Genomic DNA, 13204 nt, shown 5'->3' on the forward strand with positions numbered 1-13204 from the left:
ACGCTCGGCTGGAGAACCCCAGCCGAGCGCCTGCGTGATCTACTGACGACCACGTAAGCCATCAGGTGTTGCGAGGACCCCAAGAATCCGCCCCATGGGAGAGGGCCCGACCTCGTCTGGATGTCAGCGAATGCTCACAGCGCGAGCTGAAAAACACACCTCGCAGCCGAGGGACAGACAGTTCTTCCGTCTCGCCGGGCTGGCTTAGCTCTCGACCCGGAAGGATCCCGGCCCCCAGTGGAGGTTGAACCTGAGCCAACCGCCAGGGCGCAGGCTGTGGGGTGTACCCGAACAGCCCTCGCCCAGGTAGAAGTCGACAACGCTGTTCGTCGCATTGTGTGCGCCCGACACCGGCCCCCGCGCCTTCACCGGCACTTCGTAGCAGCTAGATTCGGGGTCAAGGAACGTCACCGTCGGGGTCTTGTTTCCCACGACGTTGTAGAACGCCAGAGCGCCTGTAGCAGCCTGGGCAGACGTGGGGATGGCCAAGGCCAGCAGCCCGGCAGCGGCGAGAGTACCGATCGTCGTGACAAGGCGTCGCATGCTGGGACCTCCTGTTCACCGAGTCGCGACGTGCGACCCGCTGTCACAACCAACAGTATGGATATGTTCACACATCGTCACCGGCGCGAAGGAGTGCGGACGGCGTGTGACGGCTACAGAAAGAAACGGAACAGTCGCAACTACTTCCTAAGAATGGTCACAGCCCGGCCCCGGAGACCTAACCCCGACCGGCGGGACGCTGGCAGCAGAAAGGGCCCTCTCCTATTGATGGGAGAGGGCCCTTCAGCTGAACCAATCAGGCCGCAGCAGCAGCCTTCGCGGTGGCCTGCGCCGGGATGGCGACCGGCTCGTCCAGCAGGTCACCGTGCGGCTTGTTGTAGGCCTCGCGGTCGAGGATGCCCTCGCGAGCAGCCACGATGATCGGCGTTACAACTTGACCGGCGACGTTCGCAACCGGATCCACCCACGATGCGCCTGCGGCAGAGCGGGCTGGAGGTAGAAGGGCCATTCGTCATGGAATGGCGACCTGCCACTCATGCTGACAGGGGACCAGCCGAGAGCCGAGAGTCCCGCTGAGGACACACCTGGTAGAGCACTTCGGCGTCCGGCGCAAGCAGGACACACAATGTCAGGGCCGCAGCTTCTCAGCTCCCCGGCTGTGGTCGCTCCGCCACGGTCAGCGGTAGACGACGGGCGAAGCCCAGCTGGGGCCGGTGGGGCGGTCGTACACCCGCACAACGCAGGCACCCCTGGAACCCACAGCGAAGACGTAACTGTACGGGTGGCTGGGGTAGACCTTGAAGGCCCCTTGGTCGCCGATGGGGTCATCAGAGCCGCAGACGAGGTTGAAGTCGAGGTAATGCCCCCCGATGCGACTGCCCGGCGGGACGTAGACGCTCGCCCGGTACCCGGTGGGGTCGGGAGCGTTGCACACCCGCACGTCGTCGTTGGTGTTGCAGAGCTCCGACACCGTCTCTGAGGTCGGGGCCGGGTTGTCGGCTTTGCCGTCGCCCATGGCACCTGGAACGCCAGCCATCCAGCCTGCGAGTAGACCGAGCACAGCAAGGCAGGCCATCAGCCGCCGCTTGATGGCCTCGAAGCGAGCACGGGGCGTAAACGCCCAGACCGCGTAGTAGATGACGAAGGCGCAGAGCGCGATGAAGCCAATGAGAATGCACCCGCGTGGAAGCACCTTGAGCTGGCCCAGCACTATGGCGATCAGGTCGGCGATGACCCCGGCGAGCTTAAGCCAGTCCGTCAACCGCTTCACTTTCTCGCCCGGTTCTGCGGGGTTGCCCGGTTGTGTGGGGTCGTCCGGCTGTGCGGCAGATGTCGGCATAGGAGATGACTAGCCGAGGGTCGTATGCCCGCGAGGATGCTTTTACAGAAGCACAGCCGGCACGTACCGGTATCGAGACAAAGGCTCCCCGTAGTGGGCGTACCGCCCCCCCCCCCCCGCGCAAGGGCCCGGTTGTCCCCGAGGAGGACTGAGAGCGGCCCTACTGCCGATGAGCCCTCTCCCGGGCACCACCAGGGAGAGGGCTCATCGATGTCAGCTTTGTCAGGCAGTGGCAGCGACCTTCGCGCCGTCCTGCGCCGGGATGACGGCCGAGGACCCGTCCAGCAGGTCGCCCTTGGGGCTGTTGTAGGCCGTGCGGTCGAGGATGCCCTCGCGGGCGGCCACGATGATCGGCGTTACAACTTGACCGGCGACGTTCGTCGCGGTGCGCATCATGTCGAGGATCGGGTCGATGGCGAGCAGCAGGCCGACGCCCTCCAGGGGCAGGCCCAGGGTGGAGAGGGCCAGGGTCAGCATGACGATCGCGCCGGTGAGGCCCGCGGTGGCGGCCGAGCCGATGACCGAGACGAAGGCGATCAGGATGTAGTCCTTGATGCCGAGGTCGATGTTGTAGACCTGCGCGACGAAGATCGCGGCGATCGACGGGTAGATCGCGGCGCAGCCGTCCATCTTGGTGGTGGCGCCGAACGGGACGGCGAAGGACGCGTACTCGCTCGGGACGCCGAGGCGCTCGGTGACGCGGCGGGTGACCGGCAGGGTGCCGACCGAGGAGCGGGAGACGAAGGCCAGCTGGATGGCGGGCCAGGCGCCCCGGTAGAAGTTGAGCGGGTTGAGGCCGCCGGCGAACCTCAGCAGCAGCGAGTAGACGACGAACAGCACCAGCGCGCAGCCGACGTAGATGTCGGCGGTGAGGGTCGCGAAGGGCTTGAGCAGGTCCCAGCCGTACTTGGCGACGGACTTGCCGATCAGGCCGAGGGTGCCGAGCGGGGAGAGCCGGATGACCCACCACAGGGCGGTCTGGGTCAGCTCCAGGACCGACTCGCTGAGCTTGAGGACGGGCTCGGCCTTGGTGCCGAGCTTGATGACGGCGGCGCCGACGACGACCGCCATGAAGACGATCTGCAGCACGTTCACCTCGGTGAACGCGGTGACGATGTTGGTCGGGAAGATGCCGGTCAGGAAGTCGACCCACGTGCCGCCGCCCTTGGGCGCCTTGAGGCCCTCGGTGCTGAGGTTGGTGCCCTTGCCCGGGTCGGTGAGCAGGCCGAGGCCGAGGCCGATGGCGACGGCGATCAGCGAGGTGATCAGGAACCAGAGCAGGGTGCGGACGGCGAGGCGGGCCGCGTTGGTGACATTGCGCAGGTTGGCGACGCTCACCACGATCGCGGTGAAGACCAGCGGCGGGACGGCCAGCTTGAGCAGCTGGACGAAGGTCTTGCCGATGGTCTCCAGGGTGGTGGCCAGCCAGGAGACGTCGCCGGCGCGGGCGACGTAGCCGAGGCCGACGCCGAGCACGAGGCCGGCGACGATCTGCACCCAGAACGGCGTCTTGCGGATGCGGGCGAGCACGGACGGCGACGAGGTCGCCTCGGGCGCTGTGGACATGGGGGTGCGACTCCGGGGGAGGGCGGTGCTGACGGTGGGGTGCGGCGGGGACGGCGGCACGGCGCGCGGGCCGGGCGGTGAGGGCTCGGCCCCCGGTCAGGGGCGTGCCGCCGGAATACAGCAGGCGGCGCGACAACGGCGCGGGCTGTCCACGGCTCCCGGCAGACGGCACGCGCGGGCGGCGGTGGGCGGGGTGCCCAGGCCGTGCATCCGGGGTGCGTCCGAGGGGGTCATGGGCGACACGTTAGCAGTAAAGGTTTGAGATGTTCAAAGTAGTTGTTTGAGGTTAGGGCGGCGCAAGAGCGAGATCCGGACACGAACGAGCCCGACGCACCATCAGGCGGCCACTCCGGTCCGATTGACCGCCCGACGGTTATACGTATAACCTTGACAACGTCCCTGTTCCAGCACGCCCCACCGGAGATCCGCCGATGGGCTATCTCGCCCTGCTCCGCGCCCCCCACGTCAGCCGCCTCCTCTTCGGCACCCTGCTCGGCCGCCTGCCCGCCGGGATGACCGCCCTGGTCATCGCCCTCGCCCTGCGCGAGGCCGGCGCGCCCTACGGCCGGATCGGTCTGGCCACCGCCGTGTACGCCCTGGCGGCCGCCGTCGGCGGGCCCGTGCTCGGCCGGATCGTCGACCTCACCGGGCAGCCCCGCGTCCTGATCGCCTCCGCCGTCGTCGCGGGCGGCGGGTACGCGCTGCTCGCCCTCGCGCCCGGCTCGGTGCTCGCCGCGCCGGCCGGCGCCGCGATCGCCGGGCTCGCGATGCCCCCGCTCGAACCCTGCCTGCGCTCGCTGTGGCCGGCCGTGGTCGAGGAGGAACAGCTGGACACCGCCTACGCCTTCGACTCCGCCTCGCAGCAGATCCTCTACGTCGCCGGGCCGCTGGCCGTCGCCGGGATCGCCGGCCTCTTCAGCCCCGTCGCGGCGCTGTGGGTGGCGGCCGGACTGGGCCTCGCGGGCGCGCTGGTCGTCGCCACCGCCGCGCCGGCGCGGGCCTGGCGAGCCCCGGCGCGCGAGCACTCGGCCGGACTGCTGGGCCCGCTGCGCTCCCCCGGTCTGGTGCTGCTGCTGGTCGGACTGGCCGGGGCCGGCTGGGCGGTCGGCGCGCAGAACGTGCTGTTCATCGCCTACGCCGAGCACCACGGGGGCGCCCTGCCCGGCGGTGCCGGCACGCTGCTGGCACTGGCGGCGCTCGGCGGACTGCTGGGCGCGCTCGCGTACGGGGCGGTGAAGTGGCGCAGCGGCACGGGCACCCGGACGTGGGTGATGGCGCTGGTGATGGCCGCCTCCTACCTCCCGCTGGTGGTGCTGCCCGGGCCGTACCCGATGGCCGCGCTGGCGTTCGTCTCGGGGATCGTGCTGGCCCCGCTGCTGGCGGCGGCGTTCGTGCTGGTCGCGGAGCTGGCGCCGACCGGGACGGTGACGGAGGCGTTCGCCTGGCTGGTGACGCTGTTCGCGACCGGGAACTCGCTCGGCTACGCCGTGTCCGGGAACCTCGCGGAGGGCTCGCTGCGGCCGGTCGCGCTGTGCGCGGCGGGCGGGATCGGGCTGGGCGGCCTGCTGCTGTTCGGCGCGCGCCGGTGGTTCCGGGCGGTGCCGCTCGCGCCGGTGCCGCAGCCGCAGCCGGTGCCCGTGGGCTGACCGGCCCCCAGAGACGACTGTGCCCGCCGGAGGTCTGGACCGGCGGGCACAGTCATGCGTGGGCCACGGCCGGTCAGCGGGCGGCGGCGGTGGACGAGCGCAGCACGAGCGAGGTCGCGAGCGGCGGCGGCGGGGCCACCCGCTCGCCGCGCAACAGGCCGGCCAGGGCGGCGGTGCCGGCCCGGCCGAGCTCCTCGCCGGGCAGGTCGACGGTGGTCAGCGGCGGGGCGAGCAGAGCGGCGACCGCGACGTTGTCCATGCCGACCACGGACAGGTCGTCGGGCACCCGCACGCCCAGCTCGGCGGCGGCCTGGTAGACCCCCGACGCCACCACGTCGTCGTCGCAGATCACCGCGCGCGGTGCGTCCGGCCGCTCCAGCATCCCGCGGGCGACGTTCCGGGCGGCCGGGTGTCCCTCGTTCAGTCGGACGCCCAACTCGACGACGTCCAGGTCGAGTTCGGCCACCGCCTGCTCGAAGGCGGCCTGCCGGACCCGGAAGGTGTAGGCGGAGTGGATCGAGCGCAGCCGGCCGATCCGGCGGTGGCCGAGGGCGGCCAGGTGCTCGACCGCGGCCCGCATGCCGCCCGCGACGTCGAGCTCGATGGTGGGCCGGGCGCGGTCGGTGCCCGGGTCCGCGTCCAGGAAGACGGCGGGGGTGTCGGCGGGCAGCTCGCCGAGTTGGCTGTCGTCCGGGGAGCAGATCAGCAGGCCGTCGAAGCGGCTGGTGGTGGCGGCCTCGGCGAGGGTCGCGCTGCCCCAGCCCGAACTGACGACGACGGCCAGGCCGTGCCGCCCGGCCTCCTCGTGGACGCCCTCCAGCACGCGCCCGAAGAACGGGCCGAGGAGGTTGGGGACGGCCAGCAGGATCATCCCGCTGCGGCCCAGGCGCAGCTGGCGGCCGGCCGCCTGGGGGCGGTAGCCGAGGCTGCGGGCGGCCTCGCGGACGCGTTCGCGGGTGGCGTCGGAGACCCGGGAGCCGGCTTCGGAGCCGGAGAACACGAGCGAGACGGTGGCCTGGGAGACCCCGGCGAGCCGGGCGACGTCCCGGCCGGTGGGCCGCCGCGCGGGGGCGGGCCAGGTGCCGGCGGCGCCGTCGGGCGGCGGCTCGGGGGTGTGCGGCTCGGGGGTCTGCGGGAGATCGGCGGAGGCGGACACGGCGGCGGGAGCGGGTCCGGGGCGGGCCGGCCTCAGTTCCGCGCGGCGGCGGCGCGGGCGGCCTCGTCGGCCGCGTCCTCCTCGGCGTTCTGCGCGGCGATCCGATCGGCGGTGCGGCTGCGCATCCCGGAGACCTTGGTGGTGATCTGGGCCGACATGTCGTCGCGCTGGCGGCTCAGCAGCACGTAGCTGAGCGGCGCGGAGGCGATCGCGGCCAGCAGGAAGAGGAAGATCACGCCGGTCTGGCCGCTGACCGGGATGACCCCGAAGTGGCCGAGCAGGAGGGCCACCAGCAGGCAGCCGAGGAAGATGCTGACCCGCAGGGAGGTGTAGCGGAGCGTGGCGTGCGACTTGGCGGGGCCGTTGCTGCTGCTCACTGGGGCACGTCCTTCACTGCGCTGGGGGTCGGGGCCGGTCCCCCAGTGAAGCATGCCCGACGGGCGGAGCGGGGGACGGGTCGCCCGTCCCCCGCTCCGGGCCGTCCGGGACGGCCGCAGGCGCGGGTACCGACGGCCGTCCCGGCGCGGGTGTCGGCGCGGGCCGGGCCCGGCCGTCAGTGCAGGTCGAGCCAGAAGGTGATGTCGTCGCGGTCGTCCCCCGGGGCGACCCGGATCGCGCCGGGGACCCGGCCGACCTCGCGGTAGCCGCAGCGGGCGTAGAACCGCTCCAGGCCCTGGCCGCCGCGCGCCGTCAGCCGCAGGCCGTCCAGCCCCCACTCCCGGGCGGCCCGCTCGGCCTCGGCCATCAACTCGACGCCGTACCCGCGGCCCTGGGTGTCGGGGTGCACCATGACGCGCTTGAGCATCCGCCAGTGCTCCATGAGGTTGAAGCGCATCGACTCGAAGAAGAGCACCCCGACCAGCCGGCCGGTCTCCGTCTCGTGGGCGACGAGCAGGCGGTCCGGCCCCTCGGGGGCGAGCCCGGCGAAGTGGTGGTCGGCGGTGTCCCAGACGTCGTCCTCCGTGACCGGCGCCACGAAGCCGACGGCCCCGCCGGCGTTGGTGACGTCGGTCCACAGGCCGACGATCGCGGCCCGCAGGTCGGGGTCGGGCTTCGGGTCGAGGGTGAAGGTGAGCGTCATGGGTGCGGAGCCTAATCGGTCGTTACGACAGGGCGGGCAGGACCCGGTCCTTGCGGCCGGTGCCGCGGAGCGCCAGGCAGAGGCCGACGGCGATCGCGCAGAGGGCGCCCGCGCCGTACCAGGTGGCGTCGTAGTTGCCGAGCGCGTCCCGGGCGAAGCCGGCCAGCCCGGCCACCACGGCCGCGCCGATCTGGTGGCTGGCGAGCACCCAGCCGAAGACGATCGGCGCGTCCTCGCCGAAGTGCCGGCGGCACAGGGCGACGGTCGGCGGCACGGTGGCCACCCAGTCCAGGCCGTAGAAGATCACGAAGGCGAGGATCGGCGGCTGCAGCGAGCCGGCCAGCAGCTGCGGCAGGAGGAGCAGGGAGATCCCGCGCAGCCCGTAGTAGACGACCAGCAGGAGGCGGGAGTCGACGCGGTCGGTGAACCAGCCGCTGGCGATGGTGCCGACCACGTCGAACAGGCCGATCATGGCGAGCAGGCTCGCCGCCGTCGTGACGGGCATGCCGTGGTCGTGGGCGGCCGGGATGAAGTGGGTGCCGACCAGGCCGGCCGTGGTGGCGCCGCAGATCGCGAAGGAGCCGGCGAGCAGCCAGAACGCCCGGGTGCGGGCCGCGTCGCGCAGCACGCGCAGGGTGCGGGCCAGCGCCCGGCCGTCGGCGGCGGGGGCGGGCGGGGCCTCGGTCGCACCGTAGGGCAGGAGGCCGATGTCGGCGGGCCGCTCGCGCATCAGGAGCAGGACCGGGACGGCGACCGCGCTGGCCGCGAGCGAGACGACGACCACCGCCGAGCGCCAGCCGTGGTGTTCGACCAGCCAGGCGCCGACCGGAAGGAAGATCAGGTTGCCCGCGGCGCCGGCGGCCGTCAGCACGCCGGTGACCAGGCCCTGGCGGGCGCGGAACCAGCGGCCGGTGATGGTGGTGGCGAACGCGCCGGCCATCGAGCCGCTGCCGAGACCGACCAACACGCCCCAGCAGAGCACCAGTTGCCACGGCTCACGCATCAGCATGGTGAGCCCGGAGCCGACCGAGATGGTGAGCAGCGCGCAGACGACGACCAGGCGCACGCCGAAGCGGTCCATCAGGGCGGCGGCGAAGGGGGCGGTGAGTCCGTAGAGGGTGAGGTTGACGGAGGTGGCGCTGGAGATGGTCCCGAGCGACCAGCCGAACTCGTTGTGCAGGGCGTCCATCATCAGGCTGGGCGTGGAGCGGAAGCCGGCCGAGCCGAGCAGCACCAGGAGCGAGACGCCGGCGACCACCCAGGCGTAGTGCACGCGCCGGGCGGGGCGGGCTGGTGTGGCGGCGGAGGGGGTGGGGGCGAGGACGTTGCGTTCGGTCACGCGGTCGAGTCTCCCGGGGCGGCCGGACGGCGACGAGTGGCCTGAATGCCAGCTTTCGAAAGAATCGGGCCACGATCTGGCCTAGGCTGGCCCGGCCCGCAGCCGTACGGGCCATGCGGGCAACGCGGGCAACGCGGGCCATGACGGAAGGAACGAGAAGGAACGAGATGGCGCACCTGGTCGCGGTCCTGGCCCTGAAGGGGGTCATCGCCTTCGAACTCGGCATCCCCGCAAGGATCTTCGGCGGCGCGAAGGGGCCCGGCGGCGAGCCGCTGTACGAGGTGGCGACCTGCACGCTGGACGGCCGGCCGGTCGCCACCAGCGCCGACTTCCGGGTGGCCGTCGACCACGGGCCCGAACTCCTGGAGCGGGCCGACACGGTGGTGATCCCGGCCTCGGCCGACGCCAGCCCGGCCACCGCCGACGCCGCCTACACCCCCGAACTGGCCGCCGCGATCGCCCGGATCCGGCCCGGCACCCGGCTGATGTCGATCTGCACCGGCTCCTTCCTGCTCGCCGCCGCCGGCCTGCTGGACGGCCGCCCGGCCACCACGCACTGGCGCTACACCGAGCGCTTCGCCGAGCTGTACCCGCGGGTCCGGCTGGACCCCGACGTGCTCTACACGGACGACGGCGACGTCCTCACCTCCGGCGGGGTGGCCGCCGGGGTGGACCTGTGCCTGCACGTGGTGCGGCGCGACCACGGCAGCGCGGTCGCCAACGCGGTGGCCCGCAACTGCCTCGTCCCGCCGTGGCGCGAGGGCGGCCAGAAGCAGTACGTGGAGGCCCCGAGCCCGGTGGAGCACGGCGGCACCGGGACGGCGCCGGTCCGCGCGTGGGCGCTGGAGCACCTGGACGAACCGCTCGCCCTGCGTCAGCTCGCCGACCGCGCGGGGATGAGCGTGCGGACGTTCACCCGGCGCTTCCGCGAGGAGACCGGCAGCAGTCCGGGCCAGTGGCTCACCGTCCAGCGCACCGAGCGCGCCCGGCAGTTGCTGGAGCGCACCGACCTGACGATCGACCAGGTGGCCCGGGAGTCCGGCTTCGGCACCGCGGCCTCACTGCGGCTCCAGTTGCGCGGACGCCTCGACGTCGCGCCGAGCGCCTACCGCAGGACGTTCCGGGCGGTGTCCTGAACTCGACGGCGAACCGGACGGCGAATCGGATGACGACTCGACGACGACCCGACGACGACCCGGACGATGGACCGGATGACGAGTCGGATGGCGGCCGGCCGTGCACACCCCGAGCGCGGCACGGCGGGCCGCCATCCGATCGCAACGCACGGGCCCTGAACCCGCACCGGCGCTCCGCACTCGCCGAGGAGGTCGCACCCCTGGCAGGCCGTGGTCCCCCCTGCTGACACGATCCCCCTGGACAGCAGCACCACGACGGCCGTACGGGTGTCCCCTCGGCGTCCCCTCGCGACGGAGAGCTGCACCCAAGCGTGATCAGTCGGATACGTCACGTCAATGGGTTGTCGGAAATTCGGAATGGTTGCGTCAGGTTTCGGCCGGTGATCGTTGCGGCGGTCGCGCCCCTGGTCGGCCCGCTGATCCTGGTCGACCCGGTGATCGTGGTCGGCCCGCTGATCCTGGTCGGCCCGCTGATCGCGACGCGGCGCCTACTGCGCGAGCGCCGCCCAGTCCACGCCCGCCAGCGGGTCCGCCGGCCGGGCGTCCGCGCCGATCTCGCACCACACCCGCTTGCCCGAGCCGTCCGGGTACCAGCCCCAGCGCTCGCAGAGCAGCTCGACCAGTTCCAGGCCGCGCCCGTTGGTGGCGTCGGCGTCCGGGCCCGCGTGCCGGGGGGCCGGCGCCACCTGGCTCGCGTCCGCGACCTCCACCCGCAGCGGGACGGCCGGTGCCGGGGCGCCCGCCGGGGCGGCGCAGTCCACCGGCAGGCACAGCCGCAGCACGGCCGGACAGCCGGTGTGCACCACGGCGTTGGTCACCAGCTCGGAGACCACCAGCACCACCGTCTCGGCCATCGGCGCGTCCGGGTCGACCCCGTGGTTCAACAGCCGCGAGCGCACCCACCGGCGGGCCCGGCCCACCTCGGCGGGATCCGCCTGCACCGCCAGCTGTACCTGAAGAACCTGCACCGCTCCACCACCCGCACTCGCAGTTCGGCCATCGTCCCGATCGGGCCGGTTCGGCCGGCCGGCAGGGCCGTCGCACGTCCCACCCGGTGCTGGCCGCGACACGAATACGCCTCAGGATGAGCGGGCGGACGGACCGCAGCAAGCGCTTCGGGCATATTCCAGCGATCGGGGGACAGGGCAGTGCATACTGTCCCGTTCACTCTGGCGAACCTCGCACCGGCGCTCGGCCGGACCGCGGCCGACCACGCCGGACCGGCAGTGGCGAACCTACCGCCGCACACCCCCGACACCCGGCCCGCCACTCGCGAACCACCCGTGCGACATATGTCCGACCGTTCTCGAACAGCGGCATCGGCGGACGGTCCCACGAGCCGAACGTCCCACCATGTGACGATCCGAAACTCGGCGTTCCCTTCTTCGGGGATTCCTCCCGCCGCCCGACGGCCGCAAGATACCGTTGAGTAAGCCAGCGGACCCCGGTCAGGAGGGTGGTGTGCGATGGCCGCCCCCGGCCCGATGGCCACCCCGGACCGCGGTGCCGCGACGGCCGCGGACGCCGGCCCCCGCTGGGACGAGCAGCTCCAGCGGCGCCTCGCCCGCGGCGAGGAGACCGCGCTCGGCGAACTCTACGACCTGCTCGCGCCGATGGTGCACGGGCTCGCCGGGCGGATACTGGCCGACCAGGCCGCCGCCGCCCAGCTCACCCGCGAGGTCTTCGCCCACGTGTGGGAGCACCCCGAGGCCTTCGACCCCGCCCAGGGCTCGCTGCGCTCCTGGCTCGGCGCGCTCACCCACCGCCGTGCCGTCGACCGGCTGCGCCTGCGCCGGGCCGCCGAACCGGGCGCCGGGCCCGGGTCCGCCGAGGACGAGATCCGCGAGGTCGCCACCGCCGCGCGCATGCAGTACGTGGTCGACTCCCTCCCCCACAGCCTGCGTGAGACCATCGCCGTGACGTACTACGACGGCCGCACCTACCAGGAGACGGCCCGCCGGCTCGGCATCAGCGAGCAGGCAGCCAAGCAGCGGATGCGGCTCGGCCTGGAGCTGCTCGCCACCGAACTGGCCGACGAGCGCGCCCGCCAGTGCGGCCGGACCGTTCGGGACGGGGCCCGCGGCCGGACCACGCAGGACGGGAACGGGGGCACGTGACGACCACCGGGGAGCAGCACGACGCCCTGCGCTCGCTGCTCGGCGCCTGGGCCCTCGGCGCGTGCCCGCCCGCCGAGGCCGCCGAACTCGAACTCCACCTGCGCGCCTGCGCGGAGTGCGCCGAGGAGGCCGCGCGGCTGCGCGAGGCGGCCGGCTGGCTCGCCGTGGACGAGCCGCTCGACCAGCCGGGCCCGCTGCGCCAGCAGGTGCTCGACTGGTGCCTGGCCCGCCGCCCGGCCGAACTGCCCGTCCCCGCCTGGGGAGTTCCGTACGCGGCGGAGACCGCCAAGCTCGACGCGCTGCTGCGCGACCTCGGCCCGGAGGAGTGGCAGGAGGTCGCCGAACTCCCGTGGCACGGCGGCACCGAGTACCTGCGCCCGGCCGAGGTGCTGTGCCACCTGACCGCCGTCGACGGCTACGTGGCGCTCGCCCTCGGCCTGCCGGACCCGGTGCCGGCCGTCCCGGGCACCGCCGTCACGCCGGTCGAACGCCGGGTGCCGCCGCAGGAGCCGGACGCCCGGCCGCGGGCGCCCCGGGTGCCGCCGCAGGGCGGCCGGTACGCCGGGATCACCGAGCGCACCGCGCGGCTGCTCGCCGGGGCGGCCGGCGCTCCGCCGCAGTCGGTGCGGGCCCGCTGGCGGCGGCAGACCCACGACCTGGTGCGCGCCGCCGCCCTCGCCCCGCAGGGCAGCACGCCGGTGGACTTCGGCTTCGCCGCCGTGCCGCTGCGCGACGCGTTCGTGGACCGCGCCTTCGAGTGCTTCGTGCACGGCGAGGACGTGGCCCGCGCGGTGGCCTACCCGTACGACCCGCCGGCGCCGCAGCACCTGCGGCAGATGGTGGAGCTGGCGGTCCGGATGGTCCCGCACGCGCTGGCCGGGCTGCGGGCCGCCCAGCCGGCCGGGGCGGCCGGAGTGGCCGGGGCGCCCGGGACCGGGCGGGGCGGGCGGCGGCTGCGGCTGGTGATCGACGGCCCGGCGGCCGGCGAGTGGCTGATCCCGCTGGACGGCCCGGACGAGGGCCGCGGGGACGGCCGCGCGGAGGTCCGGCCGGGCGGCGAGCCGGTGGCGTCGATGGTGCTGGACGGGCTGGAGTTCTGCCAGCTGGCCGCCGCGCACCGCGATCCCGAGCGGGTGCCGGTCGGCGAGCACGGCGACCGCGCCGCGATCCGCGAGGTGCTGCGCGCGGTGCCGCTGCTGTCGCGGCCCTGAGCGGCCCGAGCGACGCCGACCAACCCCCGAGCCCCGAGCGGCCCTGAGCAAGCCCGAGCCCTGAGCAACCCCGAGCGGCCCGAGCGACGCCGAGCAACCCCGGAAGCAA

The 13204-nt window shown here is 73.4% G+C and carries 12 protein-coding genes; 4 read left to right on the forward strand and 8 right to left on the reverse strand.

What is annotated here, in order from left to right; genetic code table 11:
- Positions 1 to 204 precede the first annotated feature (204 nt).
- From ACFVSN_RS43975 to ACFVSN_RS43985, 3 genes are all read right to left on the reverse strand, one after another.
- The gene (locus ACFVSN_RS43975; protein WP_387959120.1) at positions 205 to 543 is read right to left on the reverse strand and encodes a hypothetical protein; all 339 of its coding nucleotides are present in this window, start codon (positions 541 to 543) and stop codon (positions 205 to 207) included.
- Between the two features lie 637 nt (positions 544 to 1180).
- Positions 1181 to 1843, reverse strand: a complete 663-nt coding sequence (locus ACFVSN_RS43980; RefSeq protein WP_387959123.1) for a hypothetical protein — start codon at positions 1841 to 1843, stop codon at positions 1181 to 1183.
- A gap of 222 nt (positions 1844 to 2065) precedes the next feature.
- Complete coding sequence (locus ACFVSN_RS43985) at positions 2066 to 3409, reverse strand: dicarboxylate/amino acid:cation symporter (protein ID WP_387959126.1); 1344 nt, start codon at positions 3407 to 3409, stop codon at positions 2066 to 2068.
- 431 nt (positions 3410 to 3840) lie between these two features.
- Here ACFVSN_RS43985 and ACFVSN_RS43990 point away from each other — a divergent pair, with 431 nt between their 5' ends.
- Complete coding sequence (locus ACFVSN_RS43990; protein WP_387959128.1) at positions 3841 to 5055, forward strand: MFS transporter; 1215 nt, start codon at positions 3841 to 3843, stop codon at positions 5053 to 5055.
- A 73-nt stretch (positions 5056 to 5128) separates the two neighbouring features.
- Here ACFVSN_RS43990 and ACFVSN_RS43995 read toward each other — a convergent pair whose 3' ends face one another.
- The 4 genes from ACFVSN_RS43995 to ACFVSN_RS44010 form a co-directional block, all read right to left on the reverse strand.
- Positions 5129 to 6211 carry a LacI family DNA-binding transcriptional regulator gene (locus tag ACFVSN_RS43995; protein WP_387959131.1) on the reverse strand — a complete coding sequence of 361 codons (1083 nt, stop codon included), beginning with the start codon at positions 6209 to 6211 and terminating at the stop codon, positions 5129 to 5131.
- 32 nt (positions 6212 to 6243) lie between these two features.
- Entirely contained in the window at positions 6244 to 6588 is a 345-nt protein-coding gene (locus ACFVSN_RS44000) for a DUF4229 domain-containing protein (RefSeq protein WP_380498103.1), read from the reverse strand.
- Between the two features lie 176 nt (positions 6589 to 6764).
- Positions 6765 to 7292 (reverse strand): GNAT family N-acetyltransferase, encoded by a 528-nt coding sequence (locus ACFVSN_RS44005; RefSeq protein ID WP_387959134.1) that lies wholly within the window; start codon positions 7290 to 7292, stop codon positions 6765 to 6767.
- A gap of 22 nt (positions 7293 to 7314) precedes the next feature.
- Positions 7315 to 8631, reverse strand: coding sequence for an MFS transporter (locus tag ACFVSN_RS44010; protein WP_387598454.1), 1317 nt, complete (start codon positions 8629 to 8631; stop codon positions 7315 to 7317).
- Positions 8632 to 8798: 167 nt separating this feature from the next.
- Between ACFVSN_RS44010 and ACFVSN_RS44015 the strand changes: the two genes are divergently transcribed.
- Positions 8799 to 9767 carry a GlxA family transcriptional regulator gene (locus ACFVSN_RS44015; RefSeq protein WP_387959137.1) on the forward strand — a complete coding sequence of 323 codons (969 nt, stop codon included), beginning with the start codon at positions 8799 to 8801 and terminating at the stop codon, positions 9765 to 9767.
- 488 nt (positions 9768 to 10255) lie between these two features.
- Here ACFVSN_RS44015 and ACFVSN_RS44020 read toward each other — a convergent pair whose 3' ends face one another.
- Entirely contained in the window at positions 10256 to 10735 is a 480-nt protein-coding gene (locus ACFVSN_RS44020; RefSeq protein ID WP_380498107.1) for an ATP-binding protein, read from the reverse strand.
- Positions 10736 to 11233: 498 nt separating this feature from the next.
- Between ACFVSN_RS44020 and ACFVSN_RS44025 the strand changes: the two genes are divergently transcribed.
- The gene (locus ACFVSN_RS44025; protein ID WP_387959140.1) at positions 11234 to 11884 is read left to right on the forward strand and encodes a sigma-70 family RNA polymerase sigma factor; all 651 of its coding nucleotides are present in this window, start codon (positions 11234 to 11236) and stop codon (positions 11882 to 11884) included.
- The gene (locus ACFVSN_RS44030) at positions 11881 to 13095 is read left to right on the forward strand and encodes a zf-HC2 domain-containing protein (RefSeq protein WP_387959143.1); all 1215 of its coding nucleotides are present in this window, start codon (positions 11881 to 11883) and stop codon (positions 13093 to 13095) included. The genes ACFVSN_RS44025 and ACFVSN_RS44030 overlap by 4 nt, the downstream gene beginning before the upstream one ends.
- The last annotated feature ends 109 nt before the right edge of the window (positions 13096 to 13204 follow it).

The sequence above is a fragment of the Kitasatospora sp. NPDC057904 genome (assembly GCF_042887925.1).
Classification (GTDB): domain Bacteria; phylum Actinomycetota; class Actinomycetes; order Streptomycetales; family Streptomycetaceae; genus Kitasatospora.

What these genes read in the sequence shown, in the direction of transcription:
- ACFVSN_RS43975 (WP_387959120.1), bottom strand. Translation starts at nt 543, where the DNA reads ATGCGACGCCTTGTCACGACGATCGGTACTCTCGCCGCTGCCGGGCTG.
- ACFVSN_RS43980 (WP_387959123.1), bottom strand. Translation starts at nt 1,843, where the DNA reads ATGCCGACATCTGCCGCACAGCCGGACGACCCCACACAACCGGGCAAC.
- ACFVSN_RS43985 (WP_387959126.1), bottom strand. Translation starts at nt 3,409, where the DNA reads ATGTCCACAGCGCCCGAGGCGACCTCGTCGCCGTCCGTGCTCGCCCGC.
- ACFVSN_RS43990 (WP_387959128.1), top strand. Translation starts at nt 3,841, where the DNA reads ATGGGCTATCTCGCCCTGCTCCGCGCCCCCCACGTCAGCCGCCTCCTC.
- ACFVSN_RS44005 (WP_387959134.1), bottom strand. Translation starts at nt 7,292, where the DNA reads ATGACGCTCACCTTCACCCTCGACCCGAAGCCCGACCCCGACCTGCGG.
- ACFVSN_RS44015 (WP_387959137.1), top strand. Translation starts at nt 8,799, where the DNA reads ATGGCGCACCTGGTCGCGGTCCTGGCCCTGAAGGGGGTCATCGCCTTC.
- ACFVSN_RS44025 (WP_387959140.1), top strand. Translation starts at nt 11,234, where the DNA reads ATGGCCGCCCCCGGCCCGATGGCCACCCCGGACCGCGGTGCCGCGACG.